Genomic DNA, 19,248 nt, shown 5'->3' on the forward strand with positions numbered 1-19,248 from the left:
AATTATTCACAAAGAGGTTAAGAGGCGCTGCGCTTTTAGAGTAGTGATAAAACATAAAAACACTGGTTTTGGCTTTTCTCATTTACCCCTCTTTTACTTCTCATTGTGCAAATAAAGGCTTTTAAAGAGCTAATTATTCACAAAGAGGTTAAGAGGCGCTGCGCTTTTAGAGTAGTGATAAAACATAAAAACACTGGTTTTGGCTTTTCTCATTTACCCCATTTTTACTTCTCATTGTGCAAATAAAAGCTTTTAAAGAGCTAATTATTCACAAAGAGGTTAAGAGGCGCTGCGCTTTTAGAGTAAATGATACATATTGGCTGATCTGGTTTTTCTCAGTTATTACTGATTACCTTATCTTTGTGAAAGAAATTATTTATATTTTTAATAGTAATTAAAATAAATAAAAATGTACGTTTGAGGGGAGACAATACCTAAGCTACAGCAATTAAACGCTATCGCTTAAAGTATAAATCAATCGCTTTTGTGAGGAGCTCGTCGAGTTGTTCTTCAAATTCTTCAATATTAATATCAAAGTGCTTTAAGTAAGCCCGAGCCTGAGCAAGCGATAAATTGCGGCTGTTAACGCTGTATTGTCGCTCGTCTATGGTTTTATCGTAACGTGGTAAAAATACAAATTGGCCATAAAAGGGGGATTTAATATGCTTGTTTGCAAAACGACAAAAATCTTCAATATGCTCAGCACCCTTAGGTCCAAGGCAACCTGGCTCAATGCGATACATTAAGCGAATTTTTTTGTCGTCATTTATTTGCATTTAAAGCCTTTATCTAAAAAATAGTACGCGTACTATTTTCCCATCTTTAATTTGATAACTCGAAATAAGTTCTGAGCGTTTATCAACTACGTTTTCGTCAGTTGAACAAGTTTCTGAAAGTTCGTGATCAATCACTATATCACCGTGCACTATGCGCTTAATTGGTGATGAGTGAATACACTTTAACTTTTTAAACATTAGCCCATAACGTTCTATTAGTTTTTCTTTACCTTTAAATAATAGCTCATTAGGGAAAATATAAAACTCAACATCTTCGGCATATACACGAAGAAACTCTTCAATGTTACGTGCGTTATATGCTTTCACTAGCTGCTCTACCACAGCAAGTGATTCGCGCGATTGTTTAGCTTTAGTTTGCTGCTTAACTGTAAGAGCCTCTTTTGCTTGCGTTACTGCTTTTTCAGCTTCGGCTACTGCGACTGCTTTTTCTATTTTATTTTTAGGCTTTTCAGCAGGTTTAATTTGCTCATTACCTAATACCTTTGAATCGTCTGGTTTAGTCGCATCAATTGTTGGCTTTTTAAGCTCTGGCGCTTTGTATTCAAGCGTATTTACTTTGTCGTCAGTGTCGGTTTGAGTTACTGATTGCTCATTTTCAACTTTTGGCTTTTCAACGCTTGTTTGAGCTTCAACCTGTGGCTCTTTTTGCTCAGGCTCGCTTTGCTCTGCGGCATAAGTAATTAGCGCAACGGTAGTGACTAATGAGGCTAAAATAATAGATAACGGTTTCATAACTTTCCTAAAATGAACACTAAATACGTGTAATACCAATTACATTAAATAGGCGATCTATTATAGCGTTAAAAAATAGCGCAATAACAACGCGAAAATTGTGACATATAGTTGTTCTATATGAATAACTTTTAACGCAGTTAGTAAGTTACTTAATGCAATAGAATGATCATATTTTTGATAAAATTGGTATAAGGGTGCAACATAGCAAATTTTAACGTTATCGGGTAGTTAATACCACCACTGAAGCCTACCAGTACTGCTCTACCGTAATATTGCCGGGGTTTTTACGGCGGTTACGCGTAAAGTTTTTATCGAGAAGTAGCGCGGTTGTGTCTTTTACCATTTGTGGATTTCCGCAAATCATAAATTGCGCGTTACTAGGCTCAGGGTTTAATTTTACATATTCAAACAAGCGGTTGCTCTCAATTGCGTTAGTAATTCGTCCACTTAAGCCTTGTAATGGCTCCTCTCTACTTACAACCGGAATATAGTTAAGTTGTGCTGGGTACACTCTTAATAGCTCGTTAATAAGTGCCTGATAGCTTAAGTCGTTATTAAAACGTACGCCATGCACTAAATTTATAGTTTTGTATTTTCTCCATACATCGGGCTGTTGTAATATCGATAAAAAAGGGCCTATGGCAGTGCCAGTCCCTAACATCCAAAGCTGATCACTTTGTGGTATTTCATCAAGGGTAAAAAAACCGGTTGCGTGTTGTTCTATTAATACGGTGTCGCCAGGTTGTAAGGTAGCTAAACGAGGAGAAAGCAAACCGTCAATTACGTTAATAAGATAAAACTCGAGATCGGGGTTTTCAGGGGCATTCACATATGAATAAGCCCGAGCAATACGTTTGTCGCCATCCATTATTGAAAGCTTTGTAAATTGACCAGCTTTAAACGGCTCTACGTTTGCATTAACGGTTAAGCTAAAGAGTGTTTTGCTCCACCACGTGACATTTTTTACTGTTGCTTCAACCCAATTAGACATAGTTACCTCTTGGTTTAGCTATTAAAGTTTTAAATAATTCACTCCATCAACATTAGCATTAAGTGACAAAGACTTACAGGAGAATATGACTAGATTTAAAGCAGTGATGTGTGCAGAATTTACCAATAAAATAATGTGAATAATTAGCTCTGCGATAAGAGTCATTAATTGCATAAGAGAAAGCGATGCTGCAGTAACTAAGAAAAATTAAGTCAAAAAACAGTGTTTTTTATTTTATCACTTACTTTAAAAGCGCTGCGTCTTATATCACCATTAGTGAACTATTTACTTGAAAAACTATTGCACTAGGAGAAGCCAAAGAGGAGTAAATGAGAAGAGCTAAGCCAGAAAACGAGTATTTTATCACTTACTTTAAAAGCGCTGCGTCTTATATCACCATTAGTGAACTACTTACTTGAAAAACTATTGCACTAGGAGAAGCCAAAGAGGAGTAAATGAGAAGAACCAAGCCAGAAACGAGTATTTTATCACTGACTCTAAAAGCGTAGCGTCTCTTAACCTCTTAGTGAATTATTTATTTAAGCCTTTATTAATTTTATAGTTAAACTCAAATTCTACACATAAAAAAACGGCGCTAAATTTAGCACCGTTTTTATAAGCAATTAGAAAAAGGTTACGCTTTTTTCTCTTCACAACTTGCTAGGTATTCGTCAAACGTACCTTGGAAGTCGATTACTTTTTTATCTTTAATATCAATGATACGTGTAGCTAATGACGAAACAAACTCACGGTCATGGCTTACAAAAATAAGCGTACCTTGGAAATCTTTTAACGCGTTATTAAGCGCTTCAATGGCTTCCATATCCATGTGGTTAGTTGGTTCGTCCATAACAAGCACGTTAACGTCTTGCATCATTAACTTACCAAATAACAGGCGGTTTTTTTCACCACCAGAACAGTTACGCGCTTTTTTGTTTGAATCGTCAGCTGTAAACAACAAACGGCCTAACATGCCACGAACCATTAAATCGTTGTGCTTAGCTGTACGCCATTGCGACATCCAATCAAACAACGTTAAATCGTTATCAAAATCTTTAGTGCTGTCTTGCGGGCAATAACCAAAGCTCGCATTTTCAGACCATTTAATTTCGCCTTCATTACTTTTAAGCTCGTCTACTAAACAGCGTAAAAATGTAGTTTTACCCACACCATTTTCGCCAATTACAGCAAGCTTAGCGCCAGCTTCAAGTAAAAAGTCGCCGCCGCTAAATAACGTTTCGCCATCAAAACCATGGCCAAGCTTATTAACTTCAAGCGCTTGGCGATACATTTTTTTACCTTCGTCAAACGAAAGCGATGGACTCATACGGCTTGAAGATTTAACTTCATCAAGCTTAATTTTATCCATTTTTTTAGCGCGCGAACTTGCTTGCTTAGCTTTAGAAGCATTAGCACCAAAACGGTTAACAAAGTCTTGTAGCTCGTCAATTTCAGCGCTCTTTTTAGCGTTTTCAGCTAAAAGTTGCTCGCGTTGTAAGCCCGCAGCTTCTAAAAATTTCTCATAGTTACCAGGGTAAATACGCAGCTCACCGTAATCAATATCGGCCATGTGTGTACATACCGAGTTTAAAAAGTGACGGTCATGCGAAATAATAATCATCGTACATTTACGTTTGTTAAGCTCGTTAGCAAGCCACGTAATTGTATGAATATCCAAGTTATTGGTAGGCTCATCAAGTAGCAAAATGTCAGGGTTTGCAAATAACGCCTGTGCTAAAAGCACACGTAGTTTCCAACCTGGAGCAACGTTTGCCATTAAACCGTAATGAAATTCTTTATCGATACCCGCTTCAAGCAAAATTTCTTCAGCGCGGCTTTCTGCCGTGTAACCGTCCATTTCAGCAAATACACTTTCAAGATCGGCAACTTTCATACCGTCTTCTTCGCTCATTTCTGGTAACGAGTAAATACGTTCGCGTTCTTGCTTTACTTTCCAAAGCTCCACATCGCCCATAATTACCGCGTCTACAACGCTGTATTGCTCAAAAGCAAACTGGTCTTGGCTTAGGTTACCTACTTTTAACCCTGGAGTAATAGATACATTACCCGCACTTGGAACAAGCGCACCGCTTAAAATTTTCATGAAAGTCGACTTGCCGCAGCCGTTAGCGCCAATTAAACCGTAACGGTTACCGTTACCAAATTTAGCTGAAATGTTTTCAAACAACGGCTCTGCGCCAAACTGCATCGTAATATTTGCGGTGGAGATCAAAAAAGGTAATCCTAGATTAGTACTGACAGGAGTACGCTGCAGCAAAACGCCACAAACAAGAACCAGACAATAGGGTAAATTAGCTGGCGAATTATACAGATCAGCCACAACGAATGAAAGATAAAAGGCAGCTAATTTATAACCAAGTAAAAATAACGGCAATTCTCGGTTTTAAGTCACTATTTTTAACGTATGTAGCGTTGAATGTGCTTACAGCCACAATGTAAATAATTACTAATGCCAAGCAATATTAAAGAGGGGGCGCCAAATAGCTAAGTTATTAGCCATGCTTTAATGCACAGGTTGATAAATTGACTTTATAGCCGCCTTATTTTTGGTAATTAACTGATTAACAGTCGCCACGTCATCGAGTGTTAGCGACTCCTTGCTTAGCATAAAGTGCACATTGTTAACGTTAATCGGTGTAATAGTTTTTACCTGCGAAATTGAGGAGTGTTTTTTCACAAAGTACTGCGCAACCACAGAGTCTTCAACAACATAGTCGATTCGTTTTTTATCTAACATGCTAAATCGATTATTTGCTTGAGCAGTAAGCACGACCTGTTTTGAATACTTGGTTGTGAGTTGTTCAAGCTCATCACCAAAAAAGCTTCCTCGGTTAATACCTGCTGTAAAATCTTGACTAAAAAGATCAGCCAAGCTGGTTACATCAGCCGAATCTTTATGTTTATAAAGCAGCATTATTTCTTCGCGATAAGGCAAACTAAAGTGCGCATATTGAGCACGTTGCTCTGTATAGCTTGCCGCGTAGGTTATATCTACTCGACCATTTTCAAGCTCAGCTTGAACACGCGAAAAACTCGGAAAATAAGTCCATTTAATACAAAATTTTGAATCTTTAAAAATAGCGTTTACAGCATCCACTTCTGTGCCTAAAAATGTATCACCTTGTTTTACAAGGTAAGGCGGCCAATTAGTTTCGTTAGTGCCCATTACCAATGTTTTTGAACACGCAAGGGCATTAAAGTGAGTAAATAGCAGTGTAGTAAATGTTAAAAATAAAGTTTTCATTACACTCCTAGTATTCAAACAGTGCATTAAGTGCTGTTTTGTTTTTGTTTATATGCTCATTAATTACTGCAAGCTCAGTAACTGACACCGTTTTTTTGCTAAACATTAAATAAATATCGTCTTTATTTACATACTCAATATTGGTTACTAATTTGATATTTGAACCTTTTTTGCCAAAATAAGCACCCACTAACTCCTCTTCAATAGCAAAATCAATACGTTGTTTATTAAGCATTTCAAAGCGTTTACTGGTTGCACTGGTATATTCAATCTGCTTTTTATATTTAGTTTTATATTGCTCAAACTCTTCGCCGTAATAGCTTCCAAAGTTAGCGCCAACAATTAAGCCTTGTTTAAAAATGTCTTCGAGGTTTTTAACACTATGCTGATTATTTTTGTTTTCGTATAAGCGCATAACCTCAGTTCGGTAGTTATCACTAAAGTGCACATATTTAGCGCGTTCATCTGTATAACTTGCAGCCCACTCCAAATCAATACGGCCGGATTTAAGCTCAATAAAAGCCCGCTTAGAATTTGGCAGTAACTTAACTTCAAAACAAAAAGGGGAGTCAGCAAATATAATGTTGAGTGCATCAACCTCCGAGCCTTGCAGCTTACCGTTAATACCCATTACATAAGGCGGCCAAAAAGCATCGTGCGATGCCACGCTAAAGGTTCTCTCACAAGCAAACACATTAAACGGAGCCGTAAACAGCAAACATAAAAATACGGTAATTAATTTATTCATTGCGCCTCATAGTTATTATTTTTGCTTATTATTACAACAGTATAAACCAGCTTTTGTATTTTAGCGGCGCGGGTTTGTGTAAAGATGTAAAAACCATCCGTAATTATGAGAACGCCTAGTATGCCGGTGTTTATAGAAGGGCATTTGTATTGCATTTTAAATTTTATACTGCGTATGTATCACTTAACATCAGTGCTTAATAACAATGGCGTATTAATTTAAAAATTTCTACTTATTAAGCCTATATTTAATGCGCTTGTTCCTGTAGATTAAACAAATAATGAATGCAGTATTAACAGTGTCTTAGCTGTTAAACGATTAGCCAAGGAGCGGTGAGTCTCGTGTCAAACACCACACTTACTTATTACAACCAAAATGCCAAAGCCTTTAGCGACTCAACACTTAACGTTGATATGTCGGCGCTTTATGCTGAGTTTTTACCGCACGTTGCACAACATGGGAGTATTTTAGATGCCGGTTGTGGCAGTGCGCGCGATGCCGCATTTTTTAAAGCGCAGGGTTTTACTGTAAGTGCGTTTGATGCAAGCCAAGAGCTGGCAGAGTTGGCAAGCAGTTACTTACAACAACCTGTAGCGGTTAAAACATTCCAAGAGCTAAATTGTGTAAATCAATACGACGGGATTTGGTGCTGCGCTAGTTTATTACACGTTCCAAAGGCTGAGTTACCGCAGGTGTTTTTAAACCTACAACGTGCGCTTAAACAGAATGGCGTTTTGTATGTATCGTTTAAATATGGCGATATAGAGCGTGTGCATAATGGTCGTGAATTTACCGATTTAACCGAAAATTCTTTAACGCATTTACTTAGCAATACGCAGTTAAAAGCTATTAAACAATGGCAAAGTGTTGACAAGCGACCAGAGCGCGAAAGCGAAGTATGGCTAAATGCGCTTATAAAAGTAGTGCACGTTTTATGATTGGAGCAATGCAGCAACAACTCGACTTTATTGCTTATATTCAGCGCTTATTAGTTGAAGGTGATTTTAGCGCTACTTATAAGTTTGCGCTTTTACATGCACTGGCTGATATTAGTATCGAAAAACATCACGCCGATCCGCAAGCACAGTTACAAATAAAATTTGATGAATTAGTCGACAAATTTATTACTTTATATTGGCACCAAGCATCGCCATTTGGTGCAATTGGTAATAATAGAGAGCAACTACTTTTACAAAATACCAACTCTAATAAACAAGCCAAAATTATAACTACGCTTCATGATGCAAAATTAAATAATATTAATTCAATTAGCCAATTAAAAAAGAGCGACGGTTGGAAAAATATACGCAGCTCAACATTACAAACCATTAAAGACGGCCCGCTTTGGCTATTACAAAAATTAAATGGCAAAGAAGAGTGTTTCTTGTATCCCCATATTAAAGGCCAATCATACATTACCTTAAATGAAGGTATTGCAGGCTGCTTTAGGCGTTTTTACGACCTAGTTGTTTATTTAGCAAAAAATGCATGGCTGCAAAAAATTCAAAGTATTAAGCATAACCAAGCCTTAATTGGCCCACAAAGCCAACTACATGATTTTTTATTCGGCTTTGATCGCAATGCGTTGAGTAAGGCAAAGCCTGTGTTGATAGAGCTTCAGCACGGTAATTGTTTTTATTGCGAAAAACCATTGAACAGTAAAACCGAGGTTGATCACTTTATACCGTTTGCTCGCTACGCAAATGATTTAGGTCATAACTTTGTGGCAGCACATAGCACCTGTAATAACAGTAAAAGTGACTTTTTAGCTGCGCAACTTCACCGCGAACGCTGGCAAGAACAAAATTTAGTGATTAATAGCCAGCATTTAACAACTGAACTTAGTGATTACTTTAATTGTGATTCAGATAAGTCGCTTTCGGTTAGTGATTGGGCGTATCAGGTTGCACAGGCTAACAGTGCAAAGTTATGGGTAAAGAAAGGTTATTTTGAAGAGGCGGCTAGTTTTAAATATCAGCAACTAAGTACAGGGCTGGATTTAGTGGCGGAAGAAAAGCCAAGGTATGACGTGTAATACAGAATTTGTAGTTCGCGCTGTAGGCGTGAGTTTATCTCGCGCTTTTGGGTTGTAGGCGCGGAGCTTGCTCGCGCGAAAAGCGAAGCTTTTAAATTTCGGTGTAATTAATGTGTAGGTGCGATTTTGTATCTCGCTCATAAATTGGTGTATGAATTTATGTATTTTAAAACCTCTATTCGAGGTTATATCGCGTTGGCGATGGCAACCAATGGGCGGCTGTCGCCGACCGCCCTTTGGAATCCCACGGCGCACCCGAGGATCACACTTTATCTTCAACTTACGTTAATGATGTGAACGTAACCAGCATAGATAGGCCATCCATGGCCAAGCTATGCTTTGTACAGCATCCATGCTGTAAATTACTCATCATTAACTAAGTTTCAGGTGTGATCACGGGGAATTGGCGTGTGCTGGTCGATTGGTGTTTATAAATGCAGGCGTGAGTTTATCTCGCGCTTTTGGGTTGTAGGCGCAAAGCTTGCTCGCGCGAAAAGCAAAGCTTTTAAACTTCGGTGTAATTAATATGTAGGTGCGATTTTATATCGCGCTCATAAGTTGTTTTTTACTTCGGATTCAAGGGATTAAAAACCTCTATTCGAGGTTTTATCGCGTTGGCGATGGCAACCAAAGGGCGGCTGCCGCCGACCGCCCTTTGGAATCCCACGGCGCACCCGAGGATCACACTTTATCTTCAACTTACGTTAATGATGTGAACGTAACCAGCGTAGATAGGCCATCCATGGCCAAGCTACGCTTTGTACAGCATCCATGCTGTAAATTACTCATCATTAACTAAGTTTCAGGTGTGAACACGGGGAATTGGAGTGTGTTGGTAGATTGGTGTTTATAAATGTAGGTTTTCTATTTTTGTTGGGTGTCAAAAATTAACACTAACTGAACGATTATTGCCCTAGTAGTAATTTACTGTTACCTTATTTGAAACATAATTAGAAAGGACTCTATAAAATGAAACTCAACCAAGTTTTATCAGTTGTTAACCAAGTAGAAAAATCAAAATTCATTTCATGCCTCGATCGTCTTTGTTCTGATGCCGCTAAAAACAATAAAAAACTAGCGAAAGCAATCGATAATATCGACGGTCAAATTAAAAATGCCTCAGGTAGTGAAATTACTCAACTGTTCAATACTGTTCGTGACTTCTTCAAAATATCTGTCCAAGAACAAATATTAATGAGTAGCGCTCAGCTTAACTTATTGGTGAATATTTTAAGTCGAGACGGGAATGGAGTAGCAAGAATTAGTTGGATAGAGTCACTTTATGAAAAAGAATGGGTTGAGTTATCTAAGCTATCAAAAGAGCTCAAAGAGTGTATCCAGCAAGGCGCAGCCGAAAGTGTTTTAGAGCGAAACCGAGCCTTAAAAATTTACCATGCTTGTATGAAAGAAGCATACTTTAATGATGAAAAAAATAATCGAGAAGCTAAAGTTACAGATGATGAGCGCAGTGTTCTCAACGTTCTGGCTAATGAACTTAATTTAACTACTGATGAATGCGCTGCTGTAGAGCATTTAGTTGATGTTATTCCTAAAAATGGAGTACTTGATGCCTTAAATAGCCTCAGAGATATGGGGTTATTATTTATCAGCAAAAAGAGACAAGAAGTATTTATTCCTGATGAAATAGTTACGCTATTGAATGAGATCCAAGGAAAAGATTTAGCTGATAAATACGTGCTAAGAATACTTAGAACGCTAACAGATGCCGAACTTTCCAATGCCTTAAAAGCCCATGGTCGTAAAATTAGAGGCGTAAGCCGAACTGATAAAATTCAAACAATTATACATTCAGGAATTAGCGCAGCCAAATTATTATCCGACGATATTCATAACGTTGAAGATAACCAAAATCAACGTAAAGACAGGTTAAAGCAGCTGATACAAGATTTAGAAATTGATACAGAAAAACTAGGCACTACTTTAGATGAGCGCATTGGTCTGATACTGTCATCATTATCAGGCGCTACAGAAAAAGAGTTTGATTCGCTAAGCGCAAGCGGCTTCAAACAGCTTTTAAAAACACTAGAAGAACACTTTCCAACTATGCAAGCAGTGTTAAAAGAAGCGTTTGAACTTGAAGCGAACGAAGTTATTGATACCGAAAAACTACGTGCGTTAAGCATTACGCCACACGATATTTTATATTTACTATCAAATGATGAAGTAAGAGAAGTTCGCGACAGCATGGGGCTTTCTAAGCGTGGCAATGCACGTTTTGCTATTTTAGAAAGCTTTGCAAACGCGACAGATAAGCTAATAGAGAACTATGACGCATTAGCGCGTCGTGATATTAACGCATTAAGAGAAGCTGGCGCAGATGTAACAGAAGCCGACATTGGCGTTAAGTTTGAAGAAGTTACAAAAGCCATTTTTGAACTACTAGAGCTCAATATCGATGAAGATTTACGAAAAGTTTTAAACACCGCTAAAGATAAAGCCGATATAGTAATTTCACTCAGTGATAACGACATAATTATTGGTGAAGCAAAAACTTGTAAAAATGGAGATTTTGCAAAATACTCAACAACGTCTCGCCAAGTAAAAGCCTATGTAACCCGCGCTGAAAACCAAGGTAAACGCGTAGCACAGGTATTAATAATTGCCCCTAGCTTTTCAGATGACTTTATCGAATCAGCCGAAATGGATACCGAGGTCAATATTTCACTACTCGAGGCGCACGGCCTTAAATTAATACTTGATGCTTATAAGTCAAAGCGTAACCCAAGTTTCGCGCCTAAGTTACTGACCAAAGGTGGTTTGTTGAAAGCTGAGTTAATAGCAAAGAATATTTAGACATTAATAAACTAAATTGATGTTAATATGTAGCGAATAGTAAATAATAAACTAGTCAAGGATGAAAAATGAAGTATCAGAAGGATTTAGATGAAATCCCATCTTGCCCGCCGCAAAATGCACAAAGTAAGTCTACAGAAGCTTACCGTATTGTACATGACCCTCTATGTTGTAAGAGCTTTATGCCTCCAGGGAAAATATCACCTAGTAGAGTGAAAAATAAAAACTCTGGTAGTCAAAACTGTTCTCTACTTGCGTTGTCTTTTTTTACAAATGAGCAAGAAGCAATTAGACATTATAAAGCTTTAGAAAAAAAGATTAATAACATACACAAAACTATAGGCGGGTACTTAGCCTTTGGTAAACTTTCAGCTAATGATGGCTTACAAACGCCTCCAGGAAGAAATACTCATTTTGACTTTTATGAGTCTAAAAATACACAGTTAGATTCAAAATTTAAGATTACAAAAAAAATGAGTGAAAGGTAGTCATCATGGAAAACTTAGATAGATTTAAAGTAACAAAGTTTCCTTTAAGTGAATTAGAATGGAGTAAAGATTTAATATACTTTGAAGGCCCCTTATTATCAGAGTATAGAAGCAGAAATAATACTGTTTATTTGAAATATTGGTGCGATTGTAATGAAAACCATAATCGGTGGCTTTATTTTAAAATACAAGAACAAGACCGTTTGCGTTTGGTTCTAGGCGAAAAGTCGATAAAAGAAGTAATAGTTAATCAACCCGACTCCTTTCTTTTCATCGTTGATGAAGATGAAGTTACTTTAGAAACTTATATGGTAGGAAATGACGAGATACCAAAAAGCTATATCCCATCTGATGACTCCTTTTTAGATATATCTGAATATATAGGTGATACAAATATAACCTCAATGGTTTTTGAAGATGAATGGAATATTGATTTGCTTAAAGAGCTTTTCAAAAAGTTTAAGCAAGTTTTTGATTTTATATATGTATCAAATAATAAAAGTATTAATAGCACTACATTGCCCTGGTTAGGTGGTTTTAGCTCAGTTCATTTTTATAATACCTTAGCAAGCTACGTTCCAAGGGATAAAGGATGTAAATTAGAAGCCATATATTATGCATCGCCGGGATATATGAAAGTAAAGTGCGAGACAGCTAATAGTGATTTGACATTACATGCTATCAAAAAGTATTTACAAAATGAGTCCACTATATCTGAAGTATATTCTGAGTTATATTACAGAATTAGTGATTTAGGGTTAAATCAGAAGTTAACAAAAGATGCCGCTCTTGCTTTTTATTCTGATAATGATTGCAAGCGATTATATAAAGAATTATCTGCATTACTATTAAATGACGGAATAGATTGGTTGGATGGTGGTTTTGATAATGATTTTGTTCGTTCAAAAATAATTATGGCACATTTGCGAAGGTTGAAAACTTTATCCTCTTTTATTCGTGACGGCTCTGTCCGAGTTGTGGATGATATATTCTTTTTTGATGATATTTAATTAATTAAATTGGATAAGTACATTTAGCGTAACCTAGTTAACTTGGTTACGCTTTAAATTGATAACTGTTTAACAAATCATGTTCAATTAGATTGAAGTTACTTAAAGTGATTACTAGCTCTTTATATTCATTTTTATAAAAGTTAACCAATGGATTGATTTTGCTTATATCTAGCTGAGTTAACTTTTCGTAACCTTCAAGAAGTCCTCTTAACAGGATAAGATCTTTTTCAATATATTTAATGATTTTATAATCGTCACTACTAGTGTCATTGCATGCTTCATATAGAAATTTTAAATCGAGATTTTTATTATAATCTGCACCATCCAAGATGATTTTATGTAAAGAAAGAGTTTTTTCTTTGAATCTATTTTCATTGTAGTTTTTGTTAAGACGCTCAGTAACTTTTTGAATTACTTTATAAGTATCATCTTTTTGTTGTTGGTTGGAAATAAGTGCAAGTTGCTGCTCATTAGCATTTGCTACGCGGGTAAACTCTTTTCTTGTTTCTTTTAGTTCTGTATTTTGTAAAACAATTGTCATTAATAAACAAATAAATGATAGAAAGGCAAAAATGGGATTTAATGTTCCTCCAATGAAATCTCCAAAAGCTCCCCATTGCTCAATCGGTGAATCTGGTGAGAAGCCGAATTGAGCAATTATACTACATAATACAGATATCATTATTACAAAGGCGGCAAGAGCAAGGCCACGTAAACTTTTCATTTGTTATTCCTTAAAAAATATTTAAAATTTGATTTAATCAAAGTTTTAGCTCATCACCCAACCGCTAACTTCCCAGCCTCATGCCACATTTCACTTGGCATTTGGTTGGTTAACTCCCACGTAATATTCATCGGCTGGCTGCTGTTGTGGCTTTGGTATTTAACCTCGCCGTAGTTTACAAACCCCATAGTTCGGCTGTTTTCGTCTTTACCTTGTTCGCGCACAAATAATAGGATGGTTTTGCCTGTTTTTTGGTGTTGAATATAACTAAGGCCGCGACCGTGTTCTGGGCGGGCGCTGTTTTGCGTTTGCCAGTGGAATAGGGTGGGGCTGATTGCGTAGTCGTTATACAGCGTGGTTGGTGAATATGTTTTTTCGCACTTATTAAGTGTTACAAATAACAGCTCTAGATTTTGGTTTTTAAATTCTAAAACACCTTCGCGGGCGGTCGATTTTTTATCAAACGAGTGCGCCCCAAATGCGGCGAGTATTTGCTGGCGAGTGTAGCGGCTGTGTAATTTTATTACATGATTAGGTAAACACACTAAATCACTTTCTTGCTGGTGAATGCGGTTTATTAATAGCGTAATTACTTGAGCAAGTTCGTGCTGTAGCTCTTTGTTTTTAAGTGCTTGTAAGCTTTGTTCAAGGGTTTTAAACCCTAAACTTGTGCCAGTGCTATCCCAAAAGTTGTAATGCGCTATAAGCGCGTACTGTTGGTTTTGTGGTGTTGGCATAAAGCTAAAGTTGTTATTACATAAATCACGTAAAAAGCATAAGTAACTAAGTGAGTCGCAGCCGAGTAATTGAGTGTTTATAGCGCGGTAATACGCAGCGTAAATATCGGCTTGTTCTACTGGTATTTCATCGCCTTTAAGCCAGTTCCAGCCGCCGAGTTTTTTATCTTTTGGTTTGTATATATCTTCAAGCGTAACTTGCGGGTTTATATGTAAAAAATTGCTTAGCGTTAGCGCGTCATTAGTGTGTTGCGAATAGCTATTTATCAGCTGCTGTAAACGGCGTTTAGAGTTTATAGCTTGCTGAATATTTTTTAGAATTGTTTGTTGCGTGCGTTTTTGTAGCTCTATACGGCAACCCAGCGGTAAATGCGGGAAGTTGTTTTCAATCTCGGTTTTTATCGGTTGATTGCTTTTACCAATGAGTGCGCGAAACTTGCTAGCAAAGTCGTATTCTGGGCGAGCATTACCTACAAAGTCGAGCACGGTACAGCATTGCTTTTGGCTGTTGTCGGGCAGGCGCAAACCACGGCCTAGTTGCTGTAAAAACAGCGTTAGGCTTTCAGTTGGGCGTAAAAATAACAGGGTATCGACCTCTGGGATATCGACACCTTCGTTGAAAATATCAACTACGCAAAGTATTTGTATTTCGCTTTGGCGTAGAGCTTGCTGTTTAGCCGCGCGCTCATTGGTGTTTTTGCTGGTGAGCACATCGGCGTTTATGCCTGCTAGATTAAACTTTTTAGCCATAAATTCTGCGTGTTTTTGGCTTACACAAAACGCGAGTGCTTTAATAGCGTGAACATTGGTTACGATATCAGCAAGGCTCGATATAATTTTGTTAGCGCGGCTGTTCTCCCCTGTATAAAGGTTACTTAACTCGCTTATATCGTAACGGCCGCCTCGCCACGTTATTTGGCTTAGGTCGGTGTCGTCATCTAATCCAAAGTATTGAAACGGGCATAAATGGCGTTGATTTATTGCCTCTGGTAAGCGAATTTCAGCGGCTATTACTCCGCAAAAATCATCAAGTATATTTGCACCATCTTGTCGCTCTGGTGTAGCGGTTAAGCCAAGTAATATTGTGGGCGTAAAGTGGTTTAAAATAGCGCGATAACTTGCAGCGCTTACGTGATGTACTTCGTCTATCACTATGTAGTCGTAGTAATCGTGAGTTAAATTGAGCGATTCAATTTGGCTGTTCAGCGTTTGGATTGATGCAAATAATTGGTTGTAGCGTTGTGGTTTGTAGTTACCTACCCACAGCTCACCAAAGTCGTTATTTTGAAGCACGCCACGGTAAGCGCTTTGCGCTTGTTTTAGTATTTCTTCGCGGTGGGCTATAAACAAAAAGTGTGCGTTTGGGTTTTTATCGTAAACAGTTTTAAAGTCGAACGCCGATATTATGGTTTTACCTGTGCCGGTTGCGGCAACTACTAAGTTTTTAAAACGATTATGTACGCTGCGTTCAGCACTTAGTTTTTCTAAAATAGCGAGCTGATGCGTTTTTGGTGTTATATCAAAATAAAACTGGCTGCTTGCTTGGCCAACACCGCGTTGCTCGTTAAGTGAATTAATGAGCTTTTCTTTACACTCAGCTTTGCCTGTAAATAGCTCGAAGTCTTTTGATTCCCAGTAGGTTTCAAACGTACTTTTGGTTTTAGCTATTATGTGCGGGATTTCTTGTGCGGTAATTTTTAAGTTCCACTCAAGGCCGCTGGTAAGCGCCGAATGCGATAAGTTAGACGAGCCAATATAGCCTGTATGAAAACCCGTATTGCGCATAAATAAGTATGATTTAGCGTGTAGACGTTCTTGCTGATTATTATAACTTAGCTTTACTTCGGTATTTGGTAGGTTTGCTAAAAACTCAACGGCTTTAGCATCCGTTGCGCCCATGTACGAAGTAGTAATTACTTTGAGTTTATTACCGCTTTTAGTAAACGCTTCAAGTTCATTTTTAAAAATGCGCAGCCCCGTCCATTTTATAAATGAGACTAGCCAGTAAATAGTGTCGGACGATTTAATCTCGCGCTTTAGCTCGGTTTCGAGTGATATACCTGCATTAGCACCGCTAAATAACTCACTTTGCGTAAGGCCTGTGAGTGGGAATATATCGCTTGAGTAATCTTTAAGGTTGGCCGCAATAGGGTTTTGGGTATTAAACAGCGCGGTAAGTATTCGGCCTTGGCTGTCGATAAGATTTTCGTTAATTAGCTCGTCATCGCGAATATGATCTTTAAGCCAAAGTACAAGGCTGTTAGCTAGGCTAATTTGTTCTTGTAGGCGCTCATTCGAGTTAGGAATGGCATCGATTGCATGCGTTACAAGTTTACTTAAAAAGCGTGAAAGCCATGTTGCGGCTTCGGCCGTTTCAAGCTGGCGCTCGCCCACATAAAATTGATCACGATTTAAGTTTTGCTCAATTACTTGCGTAATTAACTGCTCGTAAATACCAATTTGCTGCATTAAAACCACTCCCTGTTTGCGAGTGGTTAGTTTACTTAAATGCGGTACAGCTACAAGTATTAATCGACTAAGTTACTAGTAATTAAGTACAAACGTGTGAGTTAAGTATTAGCCAAGAGAGTAATCAAATGATGATGCTAAGAAATTATCCCCTTCAACTTCACCTGCAAACACATAATTAATGAGTAATTACCTCGCATGGATTCGAGGAAAGCGATGCTTGCACATGGATGTGCTTTCATCGCGTTTACGTTCATATTAATTATTTGTTTAAGGATAAGTGAAATTGAGGGGCGCCGTGTGATTCCAAAGAGAGACCGGCGCTTGTCTTTCTTTGGTTGCCATCGCCAACGCGATATTTGTAAATTATTTTAAAAGCTTCGCTTTTCGCGCGAGCAAGCTGAGCGCTTACAGGTGTTTAGGTGAGCTTTGTAGCGTTGATTGGAGTAATGAGCTAGTTACTAAAGAGAAAGCGCGATGTAAAATCGCACCTACGCTTTTGTTGAGTGCGGTGGTTTAATTATTGTAGGTGAGGTTTTATATCTCGCGGGTGCTTTTTAAAAACCAAGACACAAGGTGAACTCCCACCCATAGCTTTAAGTTTGCTTTTTGGATTAGTAATGTTGATGTGTTTTTTCACATTTATAGGTACACTATTTTAAAGTTTTAATTCAGGGAATGAATAATGATTAAATGGATTTTACTGGTATTTATTAGCGTATTTACAACTTTTCCTCAAGCTGGGGAGGCTTACACACAAGCCCAATGCGATAGCATTAAAAAGCAGCGCGAAGCTATTCGCTCTCAATTTAGAAGTGGCTATAGTAATAAAGAAGGTGAGCGTTTAACTGCGCGCGATAAAGCGCTATTTACCTTACTTGCTAATCACTGCAGTAAGCCTAAAAAGAGTGGTAGCGCTTATCAGGCTACTTCTTCTACCCCAACTCGTACGCTTAATAGCAATTGGTTACTCAATCAAAAAGTATCAAACATGTCTTTGCACAGCGATAGCTATAAAGATGCCGCTAAGCTTGATGCTTGGTCAAAATTTTATAAATTGCCTAAACGTTGCCGTAAGAAAGGTATGGAGTCGGCCGACTTTGTATGGTGTAGCGAGTATCGGGGTAAGCAAAAAGAGTTGTTTGAAGCACAGTGGCAAGAGCGCCCATAAAGATGTTTAAAACAAAATTACGCGTGGTGTTTGTATTTTTTGTGCTGCTAATTGCATCGGCGCTCATTGCTAATCATTTTACTGGGCGGGTATTTAATTATCATGATCCTATAGGCGAGGTTAAACGAATTTATAATAGTTTATCGTCGCAGGTAACTACTGAACCGTTAGCGAATAAACAACTCAAAAATGTAAGCACGACAACTTTACAAAATGTATCAGTATCTGCCGATAATCATTTATCGCAAGCTAACAATACGCGCTGCGTGGATGTATCGTTGGGTAAGGTTAAATATAAACGTAATGGCGATATATTTACGTGGACAGACAGTGACGGTGTGCCGCATTTTAGTGATAAAAAACCGGATTTTGCAGTAGCAACTTACGATACTGGTTTTATTGAACCGTTAGATTACTTTGACCTCACTTTAAATACGCCTAATTTACCTTCGTCATTTAACCAAGAGTTACGTATAAAACTTAATACTGTATTTAAAGTATACGGGCAGATTATTGGCGTGCATGCACTTAAAAAGGTAAATCTTAATTTAACGGTATTGCCTACGCGCCTAGCTTATGAGGCCGCAATAAAGCAACGCGGTGGTGACCCTACAAACACTGCGGGTATGTATTTTCACGCGAGTAATTCTGCTTTTATTCATTATGATAATGCACCCAGTGCAATGCGAACTGCGGTACATGAGGCAGTGCACGCCATTAATAAAGCAGTTTTAGGCTATACCTCTAGGTGGTTTAATGAGGGGTTTGCTGAATACTTTGAGCTTACTAAAAATAATATGCAAACAGCTATTGTTGAGCCGAATAGTTCATGGACGAAAAATAACAATATTACTAAAAGTGTATTTTCGATTGATTCGTTAGTGGGTTTGGATGACTCGTGGAAAAAAGGTGATACCAGTAAGCTGTATGCAAGCAGCTGGGCTGCAATTTACTTTTTAATGGATACGCGAGCAGGGCAGGCGTTACTTAAGAATATAATGCTTGCTGAGCAAGAATTTCTCTGTAACAAGCTATCTGAAAAGCAATTAAAAGCGATGATGTATAAGCAATTCCCTAATCTTAATCGTGAATATTCTCAGAGGTTAAAAAAGCCTTTAAAAGCGCATATATTTTAAATAAGGTAAAAATTTAAAAGCTTCGCTTTTCGCGCCAGCAAGCTTCGCGCCTTGTATCTCTCATTGATAAATGATTAGCTATCATTTATCACATCGAAGTCAGTGAGCTTGCCTTCGCGTCTAGT

The 19,248-nt window shown here is 37.9% G+C and carries 15 protein-coding genes; 7 read left to right on the plus strand and 8 right to left on the minus strand.

Annotated features, from left to right (window positions below; genetic code table 11):
- Positions 1 to 455 precede the first annotated feature (455 nt).
- The 6 genes from GQR47_RS19270 to GQR47_RS19295 all read right to left on the minus strand — a co-directional run bounded on the left by GQR47_RS19270 (position 456) and on the right by GQR47_RS19295 (position 6,536).
- On the minus strand, positions 456 to 776 hold the full coding sequence (locus GQR47_RS19270) for a hypothetical protein (protein WP_002962108.1): 321 nt from the start codon (positions 774 to 776) through the stop codon (positions 456 to 458).
- Positions 777 to 785: 9 nt separating this feature from the next.
- The gene (locus GQR47_RS19275; protein ID WP_024596809.1) at positions 786 to 1,529 is read right to left on the minus strand and encodes a nuclear transport factor 2 family protein; all 744 of its coding nucleotides are present in this window, start codon (positions 1,527 to 1,529) and stop codon (positions 786 to 788) included.
- 250 nt (positions 1,530 to 1,779) lie between these two features.
- Positions 1,780 to 2,523, minus strand: coding sequence for a ferredoxin--NADP reductase (locus tag GQR47_RS19280; protein ID WP_165724368.1), 744 nt, complete (start codon positions 2,521 to 2,523; stop codon positions 1,780 to 1,782).
- 634 nt (positions 2,524 to 3,157) lie between these two features.
- The gene (locus GQR47_RS19285) at positions 3,158 to 4,756 is read right to left on the minus strand and encodes an ABC-F family ATPase (protein ID WP_076914907.1); all 1,599 of its coding nucleotides are present in this window, start codon (positions 4,754 to 4,756) and stop codon (positions 3,158 to 3,160) included.
- A 291-nt stretch (positions 4,757 to 5,047) separates the two neighbouring features.
- Positions 5,048 to 5,788: a transporter substrate-binding domain-containing protein gene (locus tag GQR47_RS19290; protein WP_024596810.1), complete on the minus strand. Its 741-nt coding sequence runs from the start codon at positions 5,786 to 5,788 to the stop codon at positions 5,048 to 5,050.
- 7 nt (positions 5,789 to 5,795) lie between these two features.
- Positions 5,796 to 6,536, minus strand: coding sequence for a transporter substrate-binding domain-containing protein (locus tag GQR47_RS19295; RefSeq protein WP_165724370.1), 741 nt, complete (start codon positions 6,534 to 6,536; stop codon positions 5,796 to 5,798).
- Between the two features lie 341 nt (positions 6,537 to 6,877).
- On the opposite strand from GQR47_RS19295, the gene GQR47_RS19300 reads away from it, so the two are divergent.
- From GQR47_RS19300 to GQR47_RS19320, 5 genes are all read left to right on the plus strand, one after another.
- Entirely contained in the window at positions 6,878 to 7,474 is a 597-nt protein-coding gene (locus tag GQR47_RS19300) for a class I SAM-dependent methyltransferase (protein ID WP_024596812.1), read from the plus strand.
- Positions 7,471 to 8,571: an HNH endonuclease gene (locus tag GQR47_RS19305; protein ID WP_024596813.1), complete on the plus strand. Its 1,101-nt coding sequence runs from the start codon at positions 7,471 to 7,473 to the stop codon at positions 8,569 to 8,571. The genes GQR47_RS19300 and GQR47_RS19305 overlap by 4 nt, the downstream gene beginning before the upstream one ends.
- A gap of 969 nt (positions 8,572 to 9,540) precedes the next feature.
- Complete coding sequence (locus GQR47_RS19310) at positions 9,541 to 11,385, plus strand: hypothetical protein (protein WP_024597134.1); 1,845 nt, start codon at positions 9,541 to 9,543, stop codon at positions 11,383 to 11,385.
- A 68-nt stretch (positions 11,386 to 11,453) separates the two neighbouring features.
- Positions 11,454 to 11,873, plus strand: coding sequence for a hypothetical protein (locus GQR47_RS19315; RefSeq protein WP_024597133.1), 420 nt, complete (start codon positions 11,454 to 11,456; stop codon positions 11,871 to 11,873).
- Between the two features lie 5 nt (positions 11,874 to 11,878).
- Complete coding sequence (locus GQR47_RS19320; protein ID WP_024597132.1) at positions 11,879 to 12,883, plus strand: DUF6575 domain-containing protein; 1,005 nt, start codon at positions 11,879 to 11,881, stop codon at positions 12,881 to 12,883.
- Positions 12,884 to 12,929: 46 nt separating this feature from the next.
- Here GQR47_RS19320 and GQR47_RS19325 read toward each other — a convergent pair whose 3' ends face one another.
- Together GQR47_RS19325 and GQR47_RS19330 are read right to left on the minus strand one after the other, a co-directional pair.
- A complete protein-coding gene (locus tag GQR47_RS19325; RefSeq protein WP_024597131.1) occupies positions 12,930 to 13,610 on the minus strand; it encodes a hypothetical protein in 681 nt (226 codons plus the stop codon).
- Positions 13,611 to 13,663: 53 nt separating this feature from the next.
- The gene (locus GQR47_RS19330; RefSeq protein WP_165724371.1) at positions 13,664 to 16,816 is read right to left on the minus strand and encodes a DEAD/DEAH box helicase; all 3,153 of its coding nucleotides are present in this window, start codon (positions 16,814 to 16,816) and stop codon (positions 13,664 to 13,666) included.
- A 685-nt stretch (positions 16,817 to 17,501) separates the two neighbouring features.
- Here GQR47_RS19330 and GQR47_RS19335 point away from each other — a divergent pair.
- Positions 17,502 to 17,987 carry a hypothetical protein gene (locus GQR47_RS19335; RefSeq protein WP_024596166.1) on the plus strand — a complete coding sequence of 162 codons (486 nt, stop codon included), beginning with the start codon at positions 17,502 to 17,504 and terminating at the stop codon, positions 17,985 to 17,987.
- A gap of 2 nt (positions 17,988 to 17,989) precedes the next feature.
- Complete coding sequence (locus GQR47_RS19340; RefSeq protein ID WP_024596165.1) at positions 17,990 to 19,123, plus strand: DUF1570 domain-containing protein; 1,134 nt, start codon at positions 17,990 to 17,992, stop codon at positions 19,121 to 19,123.
- Positions 19,124 to 19,248: the final 125 nt, after the last annotated feature.

Origin of the sequence: Pseudoalteromonas sp. Z1A2, assembly GCF_011378755.1 — a bacterium.
GTDB lineage: Bacteria > Pseudomonadota > Gammaproteobacteria > Enterobacterales > Alteromonadaceae > Pseudoalteromonas > Pseudoalteromonas distincta.